Origin of the sequence: Micromonospora sp. KC207, assembly GCF_004348615.1 — a bacterium.
In the GTDB taxonomy this organism is placed as follows: Bacteria; Actinomycetota; Actinomycetes; order Mycobacteriales; family Micromonosporaceae; genus Micromonospora.
Map to the genome: position 1 here is coordinate 1 of NZ_SMKJ01000136.1, position 17,409 is coordinate 17,409.

The window sequence follows — 17,409 nt, forward strand, 5'->3', positions numbered from 1 at the left end:
GACGAGTCTGCGGCCTCGACACCCTCGCCGACCTGTTCGACGTCTCCCGCAGCACCCTCTGGAACGCCATCAACGACGTCCTACCCATCCTCGACAACCGGCGCATCACCATCACCCCCGCTGAATACCGACACGCCACCCCCACCGACCTCCTTGCCTCTGTGCAGCCATCGGCAGCAGACCAGGAGACCGAGAATCGACAGGTTGTTCTTTGACGGGTCCACCTGCTGCGCAACTCGTTTCGCTACGCCGCGAGGCAGGACTGGGACAAGATCGCCAAGGCACTCAAGCCGGTCTACACCGCGCCGACCGAGGACGCCGCGACCGAGCGGTTCCTGGAGTTCGCCGAGGCGTGGGGCCGCAAGTATCCGGCGATCGTGAGGCTGTGGGAGAGCGCCTGGGCGGAGTTCGTGCCCTTCCTGGCCTTCGACGTGGAGATCCGCAAGGTCATCTGCTCCACCAACGCGATCGAGAGCGTGAACGCCCGCATCCGCAAGGCCGTCCGGGCCCGCGGTCACTTCCCAAACGAGCAAGCTGCGCTCAAGTGCGTCTACATGGCGTTGATGAGCCTCGACCCGACCGGCACCGGCCGCCGGCGGTGGACCATGCGCTGGAAAGCCCCATTGAACGCCTTCCAGATCGCCTTCGAGGGCCGGCTCACCCCGGTCAACCACTGACCACCTCAACAACCAAGATCAGCCGTTAACTTGACACTCCCCCGCCCAGCGACAAGGCGGGAATCAGATGCCCGGGGCCAAGCGATCGTCACCGCCGATGATCGCCTGGATGACACCCCGACCCCTGCGCGTCACCCTGCGCCAGCCCAGGTCAACGGCGACTGACCGGACACCCACCTCGCCAGACAAAACCCACCCGATCGACCACAGTAGACAATGGCTGGCCCCCGACGGACCGGCCCTCGGCCATGATCCAGACCAGCCGGCACGCAAACGCACTGGTCAGCACCAGTCGGCACGAACCACCGCCGAACCAGCACACCGACAACGGAGCACCATCGGAGCGCCATATTCCAAATACTGGGACAATCCGTCCTAGCCCGCGAAAGCGATCAAGGCCGCGACTCGCGTTTCCGCTGGTCACGGCCTTGATCGTGAAGTGCGCCCGAAGGGACTCGAACCCCTAACCTTTTGATCCGTAGGGTGACGAGACCGGCTCGAGCGGCGTCACGCGCGGCCGGCCCAGACCGGGCTTCCGCCCTCAAGGCGGAATACCAGGGACTCGGCCGCAGGCTGTCGGTAGCCGTACGCCGGGTAGTCGAGATCGACCTCGGGCTCGATGCTCAGCGTGACGACGTCCGCCAGGTGCTCAGGTGTGCAGGTCTGCACGCTCGGTGTGGTGTCGCCACCGCCGGTGGCGTCTGCGCAGGGCTCGACCGCAAGGCCGGGATAGGTGAGCTTGTCGTCCAGAAATCTCGGATGGCTCGTCAGCAGGCGCCGCACCTTCGCTCCGCCGTCGTTCGCCAGCCAGGTCCGGGTGGCCACGTCGCAGTTCGTGCAGAGCGCGTTCAGCGCGGCCGGGTCGCCAGAGCCGGCTGCCGTCCACACCTTAAGAACGAGGTCGTAGAGGGGCCCGCTGAGCTGCGCGCCGCGTTCGTCGGTACCGGCCGGCTCGGCGACCGGGGTGGGCGGGGTGCTCGCTGGCGTGATCCGGGCGGCGGCCGCCTGGGCCGGGGTGAAGGCGAAGAACTCGACGTTCTCGGCAAGCGTCCGGTCGCTGGCCCCGGGCACGGAGAGCACCAGACGCCCGGCGTAGCGGCGGGTGTCGTCCGGGTCCAGCGACTCGATCGGCCCTTCCGTGGCTGCCGGTGCCAGTCTCGCCGTGCGTCCGTCAGCACCAAAGGCGATGCCGAGCAGTCCGGTGGCGAGGTGGGTCCAGGTGCTGCCCTGCCGGTAGTAGGAGACCAGCCGGAACGGATACATGACCTGGCACCCGGCACCGACCGGGCCGAAGGTCTGCACCACCCCGGCGCCGGCCCAGGAGTACGAGAGAACGGTCTGTTGGGCGGGCAGGTGCGCGCGGCGGAACGGGTCGTCGGTGGGCATCGCGGGGTCGGTCGGCCTGGCGTCGGCGTATCCCAGGTCGACGATGCGCTGACTGTGCCAGCACGCGCCGCTGCTGGGCATGTCAAGCCAGGCGATCCGGTCGCCGGTCGGTGAGCCGAGGCCCTCCCAGACGGCAGCGCCCTCCTGGTTGTGCAGCAGCTCCGTTACCCCACCGGCCCGGTCCACCGACATCAGCGTCGACTGCGCGCGGATGCCGGCCTTGGCCTCGTCCAGCGGAACTTGCACGACCACCCGGTCGCGTCCGCCGGCCACCACCCGTGCGGACATGGCAGCCCCCTCGGCGGTGTTCCGGGTGGTGATCGGCTTTCGGAAGGTGACCCGGGACAGGTCCCCCTGGGTCGAGATGAGGATCAGGCCGGTGCCGTCCGCGCTGACCGTGGCCAGGTCGTCGCCGAGGAAGCCCAGTCCGCGGCAGGGGCATGGATGGGACCGGACCGCGCCGGTGGTCGCGTCGGCCACATACACGGTGTCGCTGCCCGACTCGCCCTCGCGGGTGTTCGCCCAGGCCAGTCGTGCGCCGTCCGGCGACCACAGCACCTGCTCCGGGTCGGAGTCCATCATGAGTAGTTCCTTGACGTTGCCGTCGCCGTCCGAGACGTGCAGCGTCTGCCCGACGCGGAACACCAGCGCCGGCTCTCCGAAGCTGGCCACCCGGGTCGGTTCCGGCTCGGGCGCGGACGAGGTGCAGGCCGAGGCGATCAGCAGCAGCGGCACCAGCGCGCTGGCCAGCGTACGGTTCGTCACTTCACTCCTCGGCAGAGGTCCACGTATGTGATGTCGTCGCCGACGTGCTCGCGCCACTCGTCGCGGCTGAGACCACCGCCGGCCCACCGGCAGATCTGGGTCGACCATTCCCGGTCGGCGACCAGCCAGCGCCGCACCGGCCCCGGCTCCTTCAGCGCGCGCGTGGGCACGATGGTGAGCCCGAGGAGCGTCCCGCCGTCCGGCGACCACTCCAGCGATACCACGTCGTTGCCGTCCGGGTCGACCAGCGGCAGCATGACCTGCTCCCGGGTGACCAGGTCGTAGACGTAGACCCGGGACTCCTGGGAGACGGCGACCCGGGTGCCGTCCGGTGAGATCGCCACACCGCTACCGAGTCCGGTGCCGGGCAGCTGCCAGGGTGCGCCGATCGGGTTCAGGTCACCGTTGTACAGCTGAAGGTGGCGGGATTCGCGCATCGACACGATGCGGGTGCCGTCGGCCGACCAGTTCAGACGGACCGTGTTGGGACCGGGGATCCGGTGAAGTTCCTGGCGGGTCACCAGATCCAGCATGACCAGCTCGCCCCGGTCGTCGCCGCCATCGGTGAACACCCCACGGGTGCCGTGGACAGCCATGCTCGTGTTGCCAGGCCGCAGATCGAGCGGTGCGGCCCTCGCCCAGGTGGTGGTGTCCCAGATCGCCACCTGGCCAGACAGGTGACGGGCCACCATGAGGTTCGCAGCCGGCGCAAAGGCGACGTGGACGCCGATCTGCCACTGGGCTTCGCGGACGGCGTCGTCCGGTGTGGGGATGACGAGATCGCGCGGCTCGCTGCCGCCGCCTGCCGGCCACACGACGACAGCGGCGGTGTCGTTGTCGATCTGCCCGACCGCGGCCACATGGGTGGCCGAGACGGCGGTGTCGTTGACGTAGAAGTTGCGGGAGCGACTGTAGTCGCGCTCGTGTCGATAGGTGACGCCGGTCGGTCCCGACCAGTCGGGCTCGCCGGTGGGACGGACGGTGAACAGGCCACCGGAGCGGGCCTGGCTCCAGTTGTTGAGCAGAAGAGCACCGTCCGGGGTGTAGGCAGCGGTGTTGGCCGGCGCCAGGGCGGGCAGCGTCAAGTTGCCGCCGTCGTCGTTCAGGACGGCGATCCGGCCATCCGCGCCGCCGACGACGATCGTGTCGTCCTTGCCGACCGCCGCGGTGCGCGCCGGGCCCCCGCGCGGCGTGGCCGCGGATCGCCCGGTGCCGGACGAGGTGAGGAAGTCGGGAATCACCGCTACGCCGGTCGGGCCCGCGATGACCAGCCGGTCGTCCCGGAAGTCCAGCCCGGTGACCGCTGAGCTGAGCCCGCCCAGCGGGAAGGCGAGGTTCCGCTTGGTGGTCCGGTCCCAGAGCAGGACTCCGGCGCTGGTGCCGACCGCGAGCCGTTCCGCGGTGCCGCGGACGTGGGTGGCGTCGGCAACCAGCTCGTCGCCGTCCAGGGCCACGCTGATTTCGTGCGTGCGGGCGCCGACGTCGAGGATACGGTTCTGGTTGAGCAGGATCAGGAGCCGGTCCTCCGCGCCGCGCCAGGCCTCCTCCGAGGGCATCACCGAGGCGTCCAGCACCAATCGGCCGGGGAGCACGTCGCCGAGCTGCTTGTCGGTGGCGGCGTCCCGCAGCCGCCAGCAGTCGCCGGCCTCCCTGGTCATCGTGTCCCAGGTGGTGATCGCGCCGTCGGTCCAGGCGGCGAGGACGGTGGCACCGGAGTCGACGAAGCCGGCGGCGACGATCGTGCTCTGGTCCTGGGCGCAGAAGTACTCCGGCAGCTGACCCAGCGGCTCGGGCTTGCCGCCGGCAACGTTGAACAGACGGATCCGGTCGCTGTCGGTCGCGGCCAGCACCGGGGCGTACGGGCTCATGACCAGCCGGGCGGTGGATCCCGCCAGCCGACCGGTCTCGGCGCTGGTCTCCAGGTCCCAGGCCTTGATGGCGTCGTCGTCGCCGGAGGTGTAGACGCGTGACCTGCTCACGTCGACGGCGACGGTGTCGACCACCGAAGGGCTGGCCTTCCAGCTACGGATGACGTTCTCGTTGGTGGCCAGGATGTCGCGCAGGGCGTCGGCGTTGCCCGCCGCACCCGGGGAGATCCGGTGTGCGGCCAGGGCGAGCAGGCCAGCGAGACGCGGGTCGGTCTGCTTGAGTAGGGTGGCTTGGGTAGTCAGGGTGGCGGCCCGCGTAGCGAGCTCGCTGCGGGCGAGTTCGTTCTGGTTGATCCGATCCACGATGACCCCGCCGAGCACGAGGACGAGCACCAGCGCTGCCGCCAGCGCCATCTGGCGGGCGTCGAACCAGCGGGCGTGGGCCAGGACCTCGTCGAGGTCGCTGGCGTAGTACAACCCTCGGCGTAGCGCGGGGTGCCGGTCGCGCAGGCCGTCCGCCTCGGCCTGCTGGACACGCGGAACGACCACCCGGAGCTTGTCCCGTGCGGCGGCGGCGAACTTGGTGTCCAGGCCACCGACCGCGGTGACCCGGCCGTCCCCGTCCAGGCCACCGGTGATGGCGCGGCGCGGGTGCAGCCGGCGCAGCCGGAGCCAGCCCAAGCGGGCGGTGCTCCGACGTAGCTCGTCCAGCCCGGCGCCGAAGGCCGCGCCGAGCGAGTTTCGGACGACGTCGTTGCAGGGTTCGGTGCGCATCTGGATCGCCCAGAGCACGCAGAGGCCCGCGCCGCTCAGCTCGCTGCTCTGCCAGGCAGCGGTGAGCGAGTGCCGGAATCCGGCGTCGGAGGCCAGGAAGAGCATGCGGGTCGGATCCGGATAGAGCCCGGCCGGCCCATCCATGGCCACGGTGAGGCTCAGGATTGCCTGGCCGCCCTCGGTGTTGCGGTCGAACAGCACCGGAACCTCAACGCGCCGGCCGCGCTTAATCTCACCGCCGTGGAGGTGGATGGCGAGCAGCGCGGCGAGCCCGGCTGCGGCGCTGCCAATCTCCCCGGCCCGCTGCAGGACGCCCCGCAGCGCCTGGTCGCCGGCCTGGAACAGCTCCTTCGGCACCGTCGTCGCCGCGTTGTCCGGTAGCACGTTCGCCCGCCGCCAGTGCGCGAGAGCCGGCGCCAGTAGCTCGGTCGCCCGGCGCGGCTCGGCCAGCGCCTCGGTGACGGCGAGGATCGCGCGGGCGCTGCCGAGGTCGGGGACGTCCGTGCGCTCGGGCTTGCGGGGGTCACGGTCGTACCAGCGGCTCGTGCCGGCCGCGAAGATCTCGGCGTACGGATGATCGTCGGTGAGCAGCCGCCCCAGCTCACCGGGCGATTCTCGGAGCGTGCGCGCGCAGATCTTGAGCCAGTCCTGCGCGGACCCGGTGAGTGCGGCGTGGTCGGGGAGGTCCGGCTGCCCGGTGGCGAACTCGATGCTGGTCACTCCAGACCTTCCATGATGGCGACCGCGATCAGATGGTCGTGGGAAAGCCCACCGAGCAGGGCCCGCCAGCGGTCCCGGCCCGGGCGGTCGGCGCGTGACACGGAGCGGGCGACCATGTCGGCGTCGCCGGCGTCGAGCGTGGCGGGTTCCCGGACCTCGCCGACGGCCAGGTCGAGCCGGCCGGTGACGCCGGTGAGGGTGATTCGGCATCCACTGGTGACGAGGTACCGCTGCCAGCCGTGGTCGTCGGCCACATGCATCTCGACGAGGACGTCACCGTGGGCGCGTACGGCGATGTCGACCCGGTCGAGGGCGGACTGGCGGCAGTCGACGGAGACGTCGGTGGCCGGGTCCCCCCACTGGACGGCCACCGGGTCGGCGGAACCGGCGGCGCGGACGCCGCGCAGGTCGAGGCGGGGGATGCTGGTCGTACCCGCAGGGGCCGGCCAGCTGTGCCGGCTCTCCTGGTCCGCGACGAAGGTCGCGACGTCCGCCTCGGACGCGGAGGCGCTGCTGACGGCACGCAGGTACGTCTTCCGGAGCACGGCGATCTGGCGCGGGGTCGCCGAGGGGAGCAGCCGTCGTGCGGTGCTGTCCAGTGCGACCAGCGGCTCCACTTGCCGCCGCCGGCGGTACCGGTCGAACGGAACCACAAACCCGGTCTTGGTCGCGACGATCGCTCCCGGGACGGTCGCCATGGGTGCGGCCACCGCCAGTGGTGACGGGCGCCCGCCGGGCTCTCGTCGCGGAGCGGGGCGCAGGGCCGGGACCGAATTGTTGGGTGTTACGGACCAGTAGCTGGTCAGAATGCCGGGGAGCAGGGCACGCTGGATGAGCCGCACCTCGTCCAGGAGGCGACCAGCCGAGGACCGGCCGCGGCCGACGGCAGCCAGCCCGTCGGAGAGGAGCGCCATCCCGGCGGCGACCGCCGGGAGGCCGAGCCGATGAGCGCGGATCAAGTGGCGCTCGGCCTCGCCGAGGCTCGCTCCGGGTGCCCGCAGATGATGCCACGCGGTGAGCACGGCAGCGTCGGCCGACTCCGGCAGGACCCTCGTCGCCTCGCGCGCCCAACTGGACAGGCGCGAATTCCCGGTCTGGGCCAGGAAGTAGCCGGTTGCGATCGCCGTCGCGGGCGTGAGGTCGGACGGCGACAGGCTGCCGCAGGCGTCGATGAGCGTGCGGGCGGAGCGGAAGTCACCGGCAGCCAGGTAGGACAGCAGGCTCAGCGCCACGCCGTCGGCCGGGACGTCGATCAGGTCGGGAATGCCCAGGCCTGCGGTGGTGAGGGTGGTGACGGTGGGCCCGTCGGCGGTGCCGAACTGAAAGGCCAGGTTGCGGCCGCCTCCGGCGGAGAACAGCCCGGCGCCGGGCCGCCACGTTCCGCGAAGGCGGTGCCATGGCTGGACCCACTCGGCGTACGCCTCGACCGGCGTCGGTGACGGCACCGCCGAGGAGGACTCCAGAACGACGGACGAGCTGTCGGCGGCGACCGCCTCGCTCAGCTGACCGTCCGGTGCCCAGCCCCGGACAAGGTAGCTGCCGTCGTCCAGGGTGATCTGCAAGGGTGAGCCGGCCGGCAGCGCGGTCCGTGCCACGACACGCAGGCCGCTGTCGATCACCTCGACCGCCATGACGGCGGGGGTGTGACCCGTCGCAGCCGGCGGCTCCCAACGGAGCTCCACCATCATGCCGGCGTCACTTTGAGCAGGGAGTCCTTGTACGGCGGCAGAAGCATCACGGTCGCCGGCTCCCCGGCGTATCCCTGCGCCGCGAACTCGGCCCGCAGCGAGTAGCTGTCTGCGGGCGCTGCGCCCCGCCAGACGATCTCGGCCGGTGGACGCGCGAACTTACGCTCCGGGTTGGCCAGGTGCAGGTAGGCGTGTGGCAGGGCGGCGTGCGGGTCGCAGCCGAAGCGGAACGGCACCATCGGGACGTCCAAGGCGTGGATCGTCCCGCCGAAAGCCTGGCCGCCGTGTGCCGCGAACTGACGGCCGTCGGGCTTCTCGCCCCAGCCCAACAGCCGGTTGATGCCGAAGTGGAGCAGGTCGGTGGTGACCGGCCAACCCGGCACGGTGTGGTCCGCCGACCCGCCCTCGAGGGCCTGGATGGCGGCCTCCGTGAACCGGGTGGGTGATCCGTCCGGCGCCGGGGCGCGGCTGCCCTGCAGCGCCGAGTAGACGATCGGGGCGTCGCGGGACTCGAGGCTGGGCGACGCGTGCTTGAGAGCGGTCGCGCAGGCCTTCGCTCGGCCGGCCAGGTCCTCCGGGGTGTTGCGGCAGGCGTCCAGCAGGAAGCACTGGATCCCGGCCTTGGCCATGCGCATCCCGTAGTAGGTCTCCCGAAAGTCGATCGCGTTGTCGAACACCCTGTGCCGGTCGGCGCCGAAGTCCTCGAGAAGCAGGACGTCCTCGGAGCCGAGGCGCAGCCCGTGACCGCAGAAGAACAACAGGGCCACGTCGTCGGGGTTCCGGTCGCAGCGGTCGTACCAGCGGTCGAACGCCGTCTGCACGTTCGCCATGGTGGCCCGTTCGACGTCGCACCCCTCGACCTGCTGCTCCTGCTGCGCGGAGAGCAGCAGTTCGATGCTGCCGACCGGGTGCACCCGGTCGGACAGGTGCCGGCGCAGCCAGTCGACGACGGCGAGCGCCGACGGAACCGCGCAGTTCAGCGGAGACACCGCCCGGGCGAAGTCCCGCCAGGGCGGCTCCAGCCGGGTGGTCCGCCCGCAGTACGGGTAGTGGTCGACGCCGATCACCAGCGCGTGTAGCTGCCCCTCGGCCGCGGGACCCGTGTCGTACAGCGTGGTCATAGCATCGCCCTGGCCAGGCAGCCGGCAAGCCGCTCGTGGAAGAACGGCTGCCGCAGGTAGGCTCCGTGGGCCCAGGCCGCTCCGGACGGGTAGCGGTAGTCGACCACCCGGCGGAATATCGGCTCGGCCCGGAAGGCAAGAGGGTCGGCGCGATCGATCACGTTGATCCAGTGACGGATGTTGGGTGGCGGGTCGATCCGCGGCTGCGCGGCGCTGGGCAGGGTGTGGTGGACAGCCGGGAAGAGGCCCATCTCCGCGAAGAGACCGACCTGGCTGCCGACCGTGACGAGATGGTCGACCACGAGGTCGGGCCGGTAGTGCGACAGCAGATCGTAGGCGATCACGCCGCCGAGGCTGTGTGCGATCACGGTCAGCCTGCGGTGCGGGGCGCGCTCGCGGGCGGCCGCGTCGAGACGCTCCATGACGCGTTCGATGATCGGGCCGGGCGCACCGACGTGGCCACGCTGCCCCAGGTAAGCGAAGATGTCGCCGACCATGTCGGCCATCAGCCCGGGAATCGGCAGCCGGAGCAGCCCGGCCGTGGCGGTCACCGGCGCGCCGCGGACGACCGCGACGCCGCGCCGCAGCCGCAGCCGGGCCTGGGACAGCCAGTCGCGGACAACGTCGCCGGGCCCGAGGAACCGCTGCCGCTGGCCCGGCGGCGTGGCCTCGGTGAGCAGGCGATCGAGCAGGTCGACGTCGTCGTCGACGTCGACCAGCCACGGGTAGCGGACGCCGTCGCGTTCGTCCGGTACCGCGGCCTCGCGCCGCTTGACGTAGGCGGTCAGCGTGCTGGCCGCCGCCGCGAGGTCGCGGGCCAGCGCCTCGGTGGGATCGGGTCCGACGCTGGACAGCACGTCGACCACGTCGGCCAGGTCCCGCCGGGCGATGGTGAGCAGGATCCGGTCCGGGTCGGTGGAGTCCTCGGTGGCGGCCGCCTGCAGGGCCAGCCCGAGTTCGTCCTCCGCGCCGAGTGTCCGGCCCGCCGGACCGAACGTGGACGCGAAGCTCGACCCGTTCCAGCGGAGCTTTCCGGCCTCACCACCCCAATACGGTGAATGGATTTCAGCTTTCTGCGGATCACCGATCACCGGCAGAATGAACTGCTGGAACAGGCGGTCACGTAAATCGCTCTTGGCCTCGTATCCGTTGCTGTCCTGCCGGTTGGCGATGCCATGCACGTACACCAGAGGCACACGAGATCCTCACGCTGGTCGACGGCTTTGGAAGGACAAGCTATCCGCACGGCGCACACCAACCACATCGGACGAACGGCCACTGCGCGTTCCTCCGGCGGCAATCCGAACGGCGGCTTCCCTGATGGACTGACAGCCGACCATATATTCGATCTGAGCAAATCCGGTCTACGGAGGTGACAAGTGCGTTTGTCGCGAGGCATTGGTTCTGCAGTCCTGACGATGGGCTTCATCGCGGGTTGTCAGGACGTGTCACCGGCACCGTCGCTGGACGCGCCGACAGAGGACCGCTTCGCCTGGATCTCGGCCGGCGAGATCACCGTCCGGGCCGGGGACCGAACGGTAGGGCCCATCGTCGGCGGCTTCCAACAGGCGGGCAACGTCTTCTGGACGGCGTCGGGTACCTATGCCGGCGCCGTGTCGATCGACGCCGACGGGCTGGGGTCGGTCGTGGCGATCGACGCTCGGAGTGGCGACCTTCGCCGAATCCCGTGCGGGTGCAGCCGAGTCGAGCCGATCGGCGACGACCGGGTGGCGTACGTCGACGGGCGGAACCAGGGCCGGACCCTGGATCTCGCCGGGGCGGCTGAACCGGTGGCGTTCGACCTGAAGCTGCCCGCGGACGCACGCGCGACCCAGATCATGGCAGCTGCCGGCGAGACCGTGCTGGTCCGCACCGTGCTCCCGTCAGCCGACGACGGCTCCGGCGACGACACGATCTTCCTGGTCGGACCGGACGGCCCGGCGCGGGAGGTGCACCGCCACGCCTCCATCGTCGGCTCCCGGGCGGTCGGCGGTCACGACGCGGACGGCCGCCCGGTATTTCTGATCAGCCAGCCGGCGGACGACGGGATCTGCCCGGACGAGCACGCCTGGATCCTGCGGACGGGACACGGCCTCGCCCGGCTGGACCTCACGATCGGGCCGGGCTCGACCTCGATGGGCGACAGCTGGTGGGACCGGGAGGGCCGGCTCAACAGCATCCTGAGCACGGTCGTGTGCGAGGGACCGGACTCGGCTCCACCGACGTGGTGGCGGTGGGCCGACGGCAACTGGACGCAGGTGGAGAACCGTCCGGTTACGGCTGTCCGATTGCTCACCTCCGGCGACCGGGCCGAGATCGCGCCAGAGGACGACATCCCGGTCCTGTTCCGTCGGCACGGTGACGCTCGCAGCCAAATCGCCACCGAGGTACTGGCGGTCGCAGCGCCTCCGGCCCAGCCTCGGTCCTTGGTTCGGGCCACCGGCCAACCATTAAGCGAGATCCCGTCCGGAAGGTAAGTTCCCAGGCAGCGACGCCGGGCAGAACACGGCCGAACGCATAAGCTGACTCAGCATGCTGGTGCTCCGAGTCTGACCCCGGGCCCGCGCAGCGCCGGTCGCAAGAGCGGAAATCAGATGCGTGGACCACACGATCGTCACCGCCGATGATCGCCTGGGTGACATCCCGACCCCCGCTCGCCACCCTGCGCCAGCCCAGGTCAACCGCGACCAACCATCCGGATATCAACCTCAGCACCCAAGATCCACAACGCCGACCACAGTGGACAGCAGTCACACCCCGACGCACCGCATCCCGACCATGATCCAGGCCAGCCGACACACAAAACGCCCTGGTCAGCACACCCCGACACGAAACCCCGCCGGAACAGCACACCGACAACGGAGCACCATCGGAGCACCAGATTCCAAATACTGGGATAATCCGTCCCAACCCGCGAAAGCGATCAAGGCCGTGACCCGCGTTTCCGCTGGTCACGGCCTTGATCGTGAAGTGCGCCCGAAGGGACTCGAACCCCTAACCTTCTGATCCGTAGTCAGATGCTCTATCCGTTGAGCTACGGGCGCTTGCTGCTCGGCCAGTCTACACACCGGCTTTCGCGCGGAGACTCCGGGATTCGAACCCGGGAGGGGCTTTAAGACCCCAACCGCATTAGCAGTGCGGCGCCATAGACCAGACTAGGCGAAGTCTCCCAGGTGGCCCGTAGACCACCGCGCCCGAGGATACAGGTCCGCACCCTTCCGGGGCAAAGCGACTATCGCAACGCGGCTGGCCGGGCCAGACAGGACCGCCAGGTGCGGTACGGGCGGGCGCGTCCCACCCAGGTATTTCCCCCTGTGCGGCACGAGGACCAGGGCTAGGCTCCATCGACATGGAGGAGCAGTCCCCGAGCGACCCGTCCCACCGACAGCCTGGTGAGAACGCGCGGCGGCGCCGTTCCCCGAGGGCGACCTTCACGCCGCCGGTCGATCCTGATCCCGCACCGGCCCGGGCCGAGGATTCCGCTCCGGAAGCCGCGCGGCCCCGGCCGCGCCGAGGCGGGGTGGCTCCCACTGTGATCTTCCAGCCGCCCGAACCCGACCAGCCGGCATCGTCGCCGCCGGGTTCCAAGCCGGTCCCGGCCCAGGCGGCCCCGATCCATTCTGCCGCGTCGGAGCCGCGCGAGCCGTTGAGGGGTACGGCTCGACGACGTGACCAGGCATACCTTGGCACCGGGGAGGTGCCGACCGGGCCCGCCGAGGCGAAAGCGGCCGCCACCGGGAGCGTCCCCGCCGGGGCACCCGAGACCGGCACCGCCGCCGAGACATTCAATCCGAGCGTCACCGCTGAGGAGAAGACTCCTGATACGCCTGAGACTGACGGCACCGCTGTCAGGCGGGCACCCCGGGCACGGGCGCCCCGGAAAGCCCCCGCCCGCAAGGCGGCGCCGGTCGAGCAGGCAGCGCAGGCCGCCCCGGCCACCGAACCCGTGGAGCTGACGGAGCCCGACAAGGCAAACAAGACCGACAAGGCCGTCAAGACCGACCAAACCGCCAGGGTCATGCCAGCCAGGAAAACAGCTACGCCAGCCAGGAAGACCGCCACGCCGAGGAAGACCTCACCGAGGAAGGGCGAGCCGCAGCGAACCACGCCGGGAGAGGGAGAACCGGAGGAAGCCACCGCCACCCCGCCCGGGCCTGTGCCCGCGCCGCAGGCGACCGACCCGGCCCCGGGCCCGGCGGCGGACGCCGGAGCAGGCGGACGGGTGCCGGGGGCGGCGTCGGCGCGTACCTCCGATGGGGGCCTGCGGGCGACGGCCGTGCGGGTGCTCGACCAGCCGGGCTTCGCTCCAGAGCTGCTCGCCCTCGCCGCCGTGCGGACGCTCGGGCCGCGCGCCCGCGACTGGGTCTCCTGGCATCACGCCGCCTACCCCGACGCGGTGCCCGACGGGTTGGCGCGGCTCGCGACCCGGCGGTTCGTCCGCCTGGCCGGGGCGGGTGGGGCCGCCGCTGCGCTGGCGGGCCTCTTCGCGCCGGTCGCGGAGCTTGCGGTGGTGCTGTGGACGCAGGCCAACCTGGTGTTGCACGTGGCGGCGGCCTACGGGCGGGACCCGGCTGACCCGGACCGGGCGGTGGAGCTGCTGGTGTTGATCCGGGTGCACCCGGATGCCCAGAGCGCCCGGGCGGCGCTGGCCGCAACGGAGCGGAGGGCGACGGCGGACGCGGCGGAGGGGGCGACGGCGGAGACAACGGAAGGGGCGACCGACCCGGCCAAGGCGCCGTGGCCCCGGGCTGCGGAGGGGGCCTGGCGGTTGGCCGCGCCGCTGACCGTGCAGGCCGGCGGGTGGCTGGGGCTGCGGGTGGCGTCCCGGCTGCTGCCGGGGGCGGCGGTGCTGGCCGCCGCGGCGGGCGACTCGGCCGCCGCCGAACGGCTGGCGGCCCGGGCGGTCGCCGCCTACCGCCCCGGCCCTGACCTCGGCCCCGGTCAGAGCCAGTTGAACCAGGACCTCGGCAGGAGCGCGTAACCGACGAAGGCGACCACGTCGAGCAGGGTGTGCGCGACGATCAGCGGCATCACCCGCTTGGTACGAAGGTAGAAGAGGCCGAACACGACGCCCATCACGGCGTTGCCGACGAACGCGCCGAAGCCCTGGTAGAGGTGGTAGGAGCCGCGCAGTACGGCACTCGCCGCGAGCACCGCGCCGAGCCGCCACTGAAGCTGGCGGAGCCGGGTGACCAGGTAGCCGACGACGATCACCTCCTCCAGCACGGCGTTCTGCGCCGCGGCGAGGATCAACACCGGAACGGCCCACCAGACCTCCGGTAGGCCGGCGGGGACGAGGGTGGCGTTGACGCCGAGCTGGGCGGCGGCCCAGAACAGGGCGAGGCCGGGCAGGCCGATGAGCGCCGCGAGGCCGGCACCCCGGGCCAGGTCGGCGCCGGGCCGACGCAGGTCCGCCCCGAGGGTACGGACGGGATCTCCGGGGTCGCGCGCCAACAGGTGTACGGCGAGCAGCACCGGCAGCAGCGCGAAGACGATGCCGAGTAGCTGGTACGTCAGGTCGAGCCAGGGCCGGGCCGACTGGGAGGTGTTCAGCGCGGCGGTCTGCTTCGACAGCGGTCCGTCGGCGGTCAGCTTCGCGATGATCGACACGAGCGCGTAGACGGCCGACTGCCCGAGCGACAGCCCGAGCACCAGCAGCGTCTCCGTGCCGAGGACCCGGCGGGACACCGGGCGGGTGAGCTCCTCAACGGTCACCGCACCACTGTGCCCGACCGACGCGCGGTGCGGACACGGCCGACGAGCCGGTATGAGCTGATCGCACATTCTGTGCGATCGACAGGCACGCTCCGTGGACATTCTATGGGTGCCCGATCCGCCGTCAGCCCGATCCGCCGCCAGGAGGAGGAGCGCCCCCGTGGACCATGTCGCGCGGTTGCTGAAGGAGAGCTGGACCCTGGTCGAGGAGGACCGGGACCGGCTGAGCGGTCACTTCTACGCCCGGCTCTTCCTCCTCGACCCCGCGCTGCGTCAGCTCTTCCCGGTCGAGATGGCCGGCCAGGGTGACCGCGTCCTGGACGCGATCGTCACGGCCACCCAGGTGGTGGACGATCCGGAGAGCTTCGACGAATACCTGCGCTCCCTCGGCCGGGACCACCGGAAGTACCACGTCGACGCGGCGCACTACGAGACGATGGGTGTCGCGTTGCTGGACGCGCTGCGTAGCACTGCCGGCGACGGCTGGAACCTGGAGTACGACCAGGCGTGGCGGGACGCGTACGGGGCCATCTCGGCAAGGATGCTGGCCGGGGCGGCGGCGGACGACAACCCGCCGTTCTGGCACGCGGAGGTGTTGACCCACGAGCGGCACGGGCGGGACACCGCCGTGCTGACCGTGCGCGCCCTCCAGCACCCGCTGCGGTGGCGGGCCGGGCAGTACGTCAGCGTCGAGGTGCCCCGCCACCTGCCCCGGGTGTGGCGGACGTACTCGGTGGCGAACGCGCCGAACGACGACAACGTGTTGGAGTTCCACGTTCGTACGCCGCGGGGGGCGGGCTGGGTCTCCGGGGCACTGGTCCGCCGCACGAAACCGGGTGATCTCCTTCGCGTCGCCGCGCCGATGGGCTCGATGGTCCTGGACCGTTCCTCCGAGCGGGACGTGCTCTGCGTCGCCGGCGGGGTGGGGCTGGCCCCGGTCAAGGCGTTGGTGGAAGAGCTGACCGGCTGGAACCGGACCCGTTGGGTGCACGTCTTCTACGGGGCCCGACACGCCGCCGACCTGTACGGGCTGGCCCAGCTCCGCGAGTTGGTGGAGGCCCACCCCTGGCTCTCGGTGACGCCGGCGTGCTGCGACGACCCGGACTTCTACGGCGAACGGGGCGACATCTCCGAGGTGATCACCCGCTACGGCCCGTGGACCACCCACGACTGCTACGTCTCGGGCTCGGCCCGAATGGTCCGGTCGACCCTGCGGGCCCTCGCCGAGGACGAGGTCCCGCCGCCGAACATCCGGTACGACACCTTCGGCGAGCTCTAGACCGACCGGCACCGAGCGCCTCCCGGCCGCGCCGTCCGGTCAGTCGTCCGGCCGCGTCGTCCGGCCGGCCGCGAAGGCTTTCCTCCCCCCGAAAAGGACCGGGTCGCGTGCCCCCGCCCCCTGGGGCACGCGACCCGGTCCACCTCTGCGCTCAGTACCGCCAGGGGGTGCCGGTCTCGCGGTACTCCTCGACGGGCACCAGCGGCACGCCGGGCGTCATCCGGTCGACGTACAGGCGGCCCTCCAGGTGGTCGATCTCATGCGCCACGAGACGGGCCATGGCGAACTCGAACGAGGTGATGAGGCGACCGCCGTCCCACTGCGCGTGTTCCACGTCGATGCGCAGCGACCGGGGCACCAGCCCGCGGTGGTCGAAGAAGGAGAGGCAGCCCTCGTACTGCTCGTCGGTGTCCGGGGACGAGTCGACGACCCGGGGGTTGAGCAGCACCACCGGCTCGGCGGCCCGGTCCGGCGGGCGTACGACGGCGGCGGCCCAGGCGAGGCCGAGTTGCGTGGCCGCGATGCCGACCCCCTTGCTGAACGGATGCAGCTCGTCGAGGCGGACCAGCGCCGAACCGAGCCGGTCGACCACTTCCCGGGCGACCCCCGCCTCGGCGGGCAGGTCGAACTGGCGGCTGGGCTGACGGAGCAGGTCCGCGCCGCGCTGGACGATGCCGAGTCCGCGCATCCGGTCGCTGGCCCGTGCCCGGACGCCGCCGGCCGGGCCGCCAGGGGCGGATTCGGGCGGGCGGCTGCGGAACCGCCATTGCAGCCGGTACCGGGCGTTGAGCGGCGGGTCCTCGGTGGCCCAGTCGAAGACGGCCCGATCAGCGCGGTCGTGCCGGACGACCGGGCGGCGCAGCGGCCCCTCCTCCGCCGAGAGCGAGGTCTCCAACCCCCAGACCTGGGGGTCCAGCTCCGCGGGGAGGTCCAGCCGCACCTCCAGGTGCCGGGTGGGCAGGCGTACGGCGCGCTGGAACCAGGGGCCCCACTTCTCCCGGCCGACCCGGTACGCGTACTCGATGGTGACCCGGTCGCCGGGGTAGAGCGGGAACCGGCCCTCGTCGTTCTCGAAGAGCAGCCAGATCTCCTTGAACGCGTCCCGGTCGTGCTTGGCCCGCCAGTGCATCGGCTCGGGCTGCCCACCGTCGTCCCGGTACGCCCGCAGGTGCAGCTCGGCGAAGGTGAGCGGGTGATCCCGGTGGTGCCGGTTCGACCGGCCCGGGTCGTTGGGGTACCGGTCGACGGCGACCCGGACGAGGTAGCGGGTGACCGGTTCGGTGCCGGCGTTGTAGAGCTCCCGACGGATGACGCAGTGGTAGGCGTCGCCGGTGTAGGTGAGGACCGCCCGTTCGCGCTCCACGATGAGCCCGGTCCCGGGGGGCATCCACTGGCCGGGGGCGGGGTGGTCCCGCA

Annotated in this window: 11 protein-coding genes, 2 tRNA genes and 1 pseudogene; 5 read left to right on the forward strand and 9 right to left on the reverse strand. The window is 71.3% G+C overall.

Going from position 1 to position 17,409, the window contains the following annotated elements; translation table 11 throughout:
- Both E1258_RS33430 and E1258_RS18135 read left to right on the forward strand, forming a co-directional pair.
- Positions 1–215, forward strand: a 215-nt coding sequence (locus E1258_RS33430; protein WP_165949824.1) for a hypothetical protein, incomplete at its 5' end; no start/stop codon positions are given.
- A 3-nt stretch (positions 216–218) separates the two neighbouring features.
- A pseudogene (locus tag E1258_RS18135) lies at positions 219–677 on the forward strand (transposase); the annotation flags it as partial.
- Between the two features lie 507 nt (positions 678–1,184).
- Here E1258_RS18135 and E1258_RS18140 read toward each other — a convergent pair.
- Genes E1258_RS18140 through E1258_RS18160 form a run of 5 tightly spaced genes read right to left on the reverse strand, consistent with a single transcriptional unit; the run spans position 1,185 to position 10,195 of the window.
- Positions 1,185–2,828, reverse strand: a complete 1,644-nt coding sequence (locus E1258_RS18140) for a hypothetical protein (RefSeq protein WP_132402573.1) — start codon at positions 2,826–2,828, stop codon at positions 1,185–1,187.
- On the reverse strand, positions 2,825–6,190 hold the full coding sequence (locus E1258_RS18145; protein WP_132402576.1) for a hypothetical protein: 3,366 nt from the start codon (positions 6,188–6,190) through the stop codon (positions 2,825–2,827). The genes E1258_RS18140 and E1258_RS18145 overlap by 4 nt, the downstream gene beginning before the upstream one ends.
- Complete coding sequence (locus tag E1258_RS18150; RefSeq protein ID WP_132402579.1) at positions 6,187–7,821, reverse strand: hypothetical protein; 1,635 nt, start codon at positions 7,819–7,821, stop codon at positions 6,187–6,189. Before E1258_RS18150 ends, E1258_RS18145 begins: the two co-directional genes overlap by 4 nt.
- Positions 7,822–7,874: 53 nt before the next feature.
- Positions 7,875–8,999, reverse strand: a complete 1,125-nt coding sequence (locus E1258_RS18155) for a caspase family protein (RefSeq protein ID WP_132402582.1) — start codon at positions 8,997–8,999, stop codon at positions 7,875–7,877.
- Positions 8,996–10,195, reverse strand: coding sequence for a hypothetical protein (locus E1258_RS18160; RefSeq protein WP_132402585.1), 1,200 nt, complete (start codon positions 10,193–10,195; stop codon positions 8,996–8,998). The genes E1258_RS18155 and E1258_RS18160 overlap by 4 nt, the downstream gene beginning before the upstream one ends.
- A gap of 222 nt (positions 10,196–10,417) precedes the next feature.
- Between E1258_RS18160 and E1258_RS18165 the strand changes: the two genes are divergently transcribed.
- A complete protein-coding gene (locus tag E1258_RS18165) occupies positions 10,418–11,476 on the forward strand; it encodes a hypothetical protein (RefSeq protein ID WP_132402588.1) in 1,059 nt (352 codons plus the stop codon).
- A gap of 494 nt (positions 11,477–11,970) precedes the next feature.
- On the opposite strand, the gene E1258_RS18170 is transcribed toward E1258_RS18165, so the two are convergent.
- A tRNA-Arg gene (locus E1258_RS18170) sits at positions 11,971–12,043 on the reverse strand.
- Between the two features lie 35 nt (positions 12,044–12,078).
- Positions 12,079–12,169, reverse strand: a tRNA-Ser gene (locus E1258_RS18175).
- 986 nt (positions 12,170–13,155) lie between these two features.
- Here E1258_RS18175 and E1258_RS18180 point away from each other — a divergent pair.
- Positions 13,156–13,980: a hypothetical protein gene (locus E1258_RS18180; protein WP_243715533.1), complete on the forward strand. Its 825-nt coding sequence runs from the start codon at positions 13,156–13,158 to the stop codon at positions 13,978–13,980.
- Here E1258_RS18180 and E1258_RS18185 read toward each other — a convergent pair.
- Complete coding sequence (locus E1258_RS18185; protein ID WP_132402591.1) at positions 13,941–14,714, reverse strand: CPBP family intramembrane glutamic endopeptidase; 774 nt, start codon at positions 14,712–14,714, stop codon at positions 13,941–13,943. The two genes, E1258_RS18180 and E1258_RS18185, sit on opposite strands and share 40 nt — an antisense overlap.
- Before the next feature lie 160 nt (positions 14,715–14,874).
- Between E1258_RS18185 and E1258_RS18190 the strand changes: the two genes are divergently transcribed.
- Positions 14,875–15,993, forward strand: a complete 1,119-nt coding sequence (locus E1258_RS18190) for a globin domain-containing protein (protein WP_132402594.1) — start codon at positions 14,875–14,877, stop codon at positions 15,991–15,993.
- A gap of 151 nt (positions 15,994–16,144) precedes the next feature.
- On the opposite strand, the gene E1258_RS18195 is transcribed toward E1258_RS18190, so the two are convergent.
- Positions 16,145–17,409 (reverse strand): peptide deformylase (locus tag E1258_RS18195; RefSeq protein WP_132402597.1); only part of this gene is annotated, 1,265 nt, incomplete at its 5' end.

What these genes read in the sequence shown, in the direction of transcription:
- E1258_RS18150 (WP_132402579.1), bottom strand. Translation starts at nt 7,821, where the DNA reads ATGGCGGTCGAGGTGATCGACAGCGGCCTGCGTGTCGTGGCACGGACC.
- E1258_RS18155 (WP_132402582.1), bottom strand. Translation starts at nt 8,999, where the DNA reads ATGACCACGCTGTACGACACGGGTCCCGCGGCCGAGGGGCAGCTACAC.
- E1258_RS18165 (WP_132402588.1), top strand. Translation starts at nt 10,418, where the DNA reads ATGGGCTTCATCGCGGGTTGTCAGGACGTGTCACCGGCACCGTCGCTG.